6 protein-coding genes are annotated in these 4,988 nt (G+C 49.1%); all 6 read right to left on the bottom strand.

From position 1 onward, the window contains the following. Positions 1-193 (bottom strand): 4Fe-4S ferredoxin (locus U9P07_02510; protein ID MEA2108280.1); only part of this gene is annotated, 193 nt, incomplete at its 3' end. Positions 194-243: 50 nt separating this feature from the next. Beyond that, positions 244-1,317 carry a pseudaminic acid synthase gene (gene pseI, locus U9P07_02505; protein ID MEA2108279.1) on the bottom strand — a complete coding sequence of 358 codons (1,074 nt, stop codon included), beginning with the start codon at positions 1,315-1,317 and terminating at the stop codon, positions 244-246. Continuing rightward, positions 1,310-2,803 (bottom strand): UDP-2,4-diacetamido-2,4,6-trideoxy-beta-L-altropyranose hydrolase, encoded by a 1,494-nt coding sequence (gene pseG / locus U9P07_02500; GenBank protein ID MEA2108278.1) that lies wholly within the window; start codon positions 2,801-2,803, stop codon positions 1,310-1,312. The genes pseI and pseG overlap by 8 nt, the downstream gene beginning before the upstream one ends. Next, positions 2,791-3,561, bottom strand: coding sequence for a glycosyltransferase family protein (locus U9P07_02495; protein MEA2108277.1), 771 nt, complete (start codon positions 3,559-3,561; stop codon positions 2,791-2,793). The genes pseG and U9P07_02495 overlap by 13 nt, the downstream gene beginning before the upstream one ends. Next, positions 3,537-4,703 carry a UDP-4-amino-4,6-dideoxy-N-acetyl-beta-L-altrosamine transaminase gene (pseC, locus tag U9P07_02490; GenBank protein ID MEA2108276.1) on the bottom strand — a complete coding sequence of 389 codons (1,167 nt, stop codon included), beginning with the start codon at positions 4,701-4,703 and terminating at the stop codon, positions 3,537-3,539. The genes U9P07_02495 and pseC overlap by 25 nt, the downstream gene beginning before the upstream one ends. Positions 4,704-4,715: 12 nt before the next feature. Further along, a partial coding sequence (locus U9P07_02485; protein ID MEA2108275.1) for a polysaccharide biosynthesis protein occupies positions 4,716-4,988 on the bottom strand: 273 nt, incomplete at its 5' end.

The raw sequence follows: 4,988 nt of genomic DNA, 5'->3' as shown, positions 1-4,988 counted from the left end.
CACCAAGTCTCGAAGCTATCTTCTCAACCGGCTCAGCAATCAGATTCAAGCCGGCGGCAATCTTCGCCTCCTGTTCGCTGAAGAGGTACTGCAAAAGCTTGATTTCCACCCCCGATTCGGTAATGGGAAAACCGATGGGGAATTTATCCAGATGTTTTTGCAGGTGTCGATATGCACTATGAGCTTGTTGCATGTTTTTTCCTTTCCACCTTAACCAAGATACTGACAAAATCCTTCAATCATTCAGCCTAATAAATCCCAATTGAGCGGCGTTCCTTTTTTCACCCCTTGATTAATCTTTCTACCCAGCAGCTGTTGATAGAACTTGGGTGGCAAACCCAACCCCGGCCTGATGGCCCGAACATTCTCCGGATTCAGGATATCGCCTTTTTCCATATCTTGAGTGATATAGAGGGAACGGCGAAAAACCAGGGATTTTTGTTCTTTTTCTGTTGGCCCATAAGCAACCCGGCCAAGGGCCTGCCACGCCTGATTCGTTTCACTGACCAAAAGGCGCAGTTCTTTTGGTTCCAGCGAAAATGCCGCATCCACCCCACCATCTTCACGGCTGAGGGTAAAATGCTTTTCCACCACCATCGCCCCCAGTGCAACCGCAGCTATTGCCGCACCAATACCCCTGGTGTGATCAGAAAGGCCAACCGGGCAATCAAACAACTGCTGCAAGTGAGGTATGGTCAACAAATTGGAATCTTTTGGACTGGCAGGGTAACTGCTGGTACATTTCAGCAGGATAAGCTCCCGACATCCTGCCTTTCGGGCACAACGAACCGCCTCATCCAATTCACTGATTGAAGCCATGCCTGTAGATATGATCAGTGGTTTTCCCGTGGCGGCAACTTTTTCAATCAAGGGAAGATCTACATTTTCAAAAGAAGCAATCTTATATGCCGGGACCTGCAGATCTTCAAGAAAATCAACGGCCCTGGCATCAAAAGGAGTGCTGAAACACAAAAGCCCCAATTCTCGGCAACGATTAAAAATCGGTTCATGCCAGGCCCATGGAGTGGCGGCCTCCTGGTAGAGATCGTAAAGCGAGCGCCCGGACCACAAACTTTCCGGATCAGAAATGAGAAATTCTCTTTCTTGCAGGTTCAAGGTCATGCTGTCAGCGGTATAGGTCTGCAGTTTAATCGCATCAGCACCCGCTTTTGCCGCTTCATCGACAATGTTCAGGGCTCGCTCCAACGATTGATTATGGTTTCCGGACATTTCAGCAATGATAAAAGGAGAATCGGAGCGGCTTATCCATCGGTCACCAAACTTCAGCCGACAAGAAAACGGATGATCATCATTCATGGGCCAACTCCTCTTGAAAAACACCATAATATTCACCAAATCCAGCCGCAAGAAAAACTTTTCTACCAGCGACATTTTCTTTAAGCACTTCCGCCTGAATAGTCTGACAGGCCGGATAATGGGACTGGATCCAGCTGCTTCCCTCCCTGATCAGGGAGCTGCCCAAACCATGGCCATGATATCCGGGAACAAGGTAGACAGAAACCAGGGCCTTCAGCTCAGAAATGAAATCATAGCGCAAAACCCCCACCGGCTGGTCATTCTGCTCACCAATCAACAGGACACGTCGCTCATCGGCCAAAGATTTGTGGAACCATTGTTGGTGTGCATCCAGAGAGATTTCCGCTCCGGAAAAAGAAAAAAGGCGGGTTATCTCAGCGTTGCGCCAGGCATGGATTTTCTCACAATCACTTTCTTCCGCCCGGCGTAAATCTATCTTCTCCGGCAAAAGAATCCGACTCAGGCGCCGGCAGCCATAGCCATCTACCAACTCCCGGCTGCGCCGGCTTAACGAACGACGCCACCAGGGAAAATCCAGCAGCGTTTGTATCGCCTGGGCAATTGTTTCCACCCCCACTTGGGATGATTCTCCCAGATACAATATCCGGCCATCCAGGCCCAGGGTTGCGGACAAAGCCGTCTGATTGTCTGCTACACTGATGACAATACTAGGCAATCCCAGACAGCAGCGTTCCCAGGTTGTCGTCCCCCCGGCTCCCAGGGCAATGTCCGCTTTGGCCATCAGGGAAGCCATAGTATCAACCTGATAATGGAACTTCACCTGTTTGCAGGAAGCGGCCTGTTTTTCAATTTTTTCACGATAAGGATTACCACCACCGACCACCACATCAAGCTGCAATTGTCGATTGGCCAACAAAGGTAAGGCAGCAAGTGTTTTGCCGGTTTCATTGGTAGCATCACTGCCGCCAAAAAAAACAAAGAGACGTTTGCCAAGTTTTTCTTTTTTCTCCCCTGATTGGCGGGCAAAGCTGAAATCCAGCAAGGCATAGTGTGGCCCCAGCAACAACCGACAGTCAGCAGGAACCAGGCCATGATAACGATGTTTCATCCCGGGATAAAATCCCTGGTCAAGCAGCACATCACAATCATGTTCACGATCAGCCAGGTCATCCAATACCAGGATATTTTCAACCCGCCCCCGAAACTCGGACTCCCATGCCCGACCCAGGTTATAGTGATCAACCACCAGCCAGTCAATAACTCCCGCCAACGAAGCTAAAACATCCATGGTCTCCCGGGCATCTTCAACCGGCAGGCATTCCACTGCACCTTCCTCTGGTGCTGGCAGACGAAAAACACGAAAGTTGCGATCAGAAAGTAAGTCACAAAGGTTACCGGAAAGTTGACGACAAATAAAAAAAACTTCAGCGCCTCTCTTGTTCAGCTCAGTCGCCAGAGAAAGACAACGATAGATATGCCCAGAGCCTATCTTATAGGAGGCATCAGCCCTGATTACAACCCGCAATGACCATCCTCCAGATTTTTTTGACAGACATGCTCATTGAGCTTTCCAATTTCCGGATGGCGCTGTAATAATGCAAAGACATCAGCGGTGGTAAACGTTTCTTTGACCTGATAAAGGTGCTGATAAACGGCTTCGACAAATTGCCAGTCACTGGGAGTATCCAGGGTCCAGCGATGGTTTGACCTGTTAATCCGGTCCACGTGGGAAACCAGTTGAAACAGATCTTCATGCTGATAGATGTAAGGAGTTACATGCTCGCGTTCAAAGGGTTTATGAGCTTGCCGGCAAGCCATCGCCAGAACTTTGCGGCTGAAGATTTCAACATCAAGTCCCCGAGGGTAGGTTCGTTCAAGTGTATTACTCAAATAATCCACTGCCGGCAAGGAAAAAAATTTTTGCACCATTTGATCAATGAGCTGCGGATCAATCAACGGACAATCAGAGGTTATGCGAACCACAACATCAGCAGCACATTCACCGGCAGCTTCATAATAACGACCCAGCACATCTTCCTCACTGCCGCAATATACTACAGCACCATACTTCTGACTTTCTACCGCAATCACATCGTCAACCTGATGGCTAGTGGTCGCCACCACCACACCATCAAGCGTCTTTGCCATTTGCAGGCGACTGATAACATGGGCCAGTACAGATTTATCCATCAGCTTTTTCATCACTTTACCCGGCAGCCGGGTTGAAGACATACGGGCCTGAATGATAGCGATGGTATTCATATCGACAAAATCTTTATGCACTGGCGAACACTTCCAATAACCCGGGCAACATCATCATCAGTCATGGCCGGATAAAGCGGAATAGTGATGGCATGGCGATAATATTCCTCCGCCAAAGGATAATCTCCCGAATGATAGCCATATTTTTCGCGGTAATAAGGCTGCAGGTGAACAGGAATATAGTGAACGTTGACCCCAATGCCCCGCTCACGCAGGGCCTTGAACAAATCTGCACGATCCACACCCCTGGCAAGAATCACATAGATATGGAATGATGAGCTGGAATCGGGATTTTGGGACAGAACATCCAAGGCCGGTTCAGCTTTAAATGCTTGCGTATACGTCCGGGCAACAGCCCGGCGGCGGGCCACAAACACATCAAGTTTTTTCAACTGGCTGAGGGCCAGGGCACACTGAAAATCCGTTAGCCGATAATTATAACCCAATGCCCGCATTTCATAATACCAGGGACCTTCATTTGTACTTAAACGCTCTGGATCCTTGACAATACCATGGGATCGCAAGAGGGAGAGCCGTTCATAAAGTTTTTTATTATTGGTCGTAATCACCCCACCTTCACCGGCAGCAATATGCTTGACCGGGTGCAGGGAAAAGATAGTCATGTCACTGTGGGCACAGCAACCGGTGGTAAATTGACGACCATCAACCCTATAGGAAGAACCCAGAGCATGGGCAGCATCCTCAATAACGATCAGATCATGTTCCCTGGCTATCGTAGCGATGGCACCCATATCACAGGGCTGGCCGGCAAAATGTACCGGGATGATTCCCCGGGTTGCCGAGGTTAACTGTTCAACAATTCGGTCGGCAGCAATACAGCCGGTAACCGGATCAATATCAGCAAAAACCGGCTTGGCCCCCACATAAGCCACACAATTTGCCGTAGCCACAAATGTAATAGGAGAGGTAACAACCTCATCTCCCGGAGCAAAGCCGGCCGCCAGCGCTGCCAGGTGAAGAGCCGCCGTACCGCTGGAAACCGCCACGGCATAACGAGCCCCGCAATAAGAAGCAAAAGCCTGTTCAAACTGCTGTACCATTGGCCCCTGGGTCAGCCAGTCAGAGTTGAGAATATCAACCACCGCCTGGATATCATCAGGTCCGAGAGCATGACGTCCATAAGGAATATATTGGAAAGACAAAGGTTATCCTTTTCAAACGGTAAAATCAGGATCGACATGTTCACGCATCAAGGTACGTAATTCCTCCACACTTAAGCGATCCGGATTATCATTACTGTTATACTCGAAATTTTCCTGACACCTGACGGCCTTATTTTCCTTGATGAATGTATCCACATCCCATAATTTCATGGAAGGCAGAATCACATATTCATCCTCAAGTTCCACCGTATTGATGGCATCTGAAACCGTTATCATCTCTTCGTGAAGTTTCTCCCCCGGACGAACCCCGATAGTTCGCAGCTG

Source organism: Pseudomonadota bacterium, assembly GCA_034660915.1.
Classification (GTDB): Bacteria; Desulfobacterota; Anaeroferrophillalia; order Anaeroferrophillales; family Anaeroferrophillaceae; genus DQWO01.
This window is presented reverse-complemented; position numbering and strand designations above follow the sequence as displayed.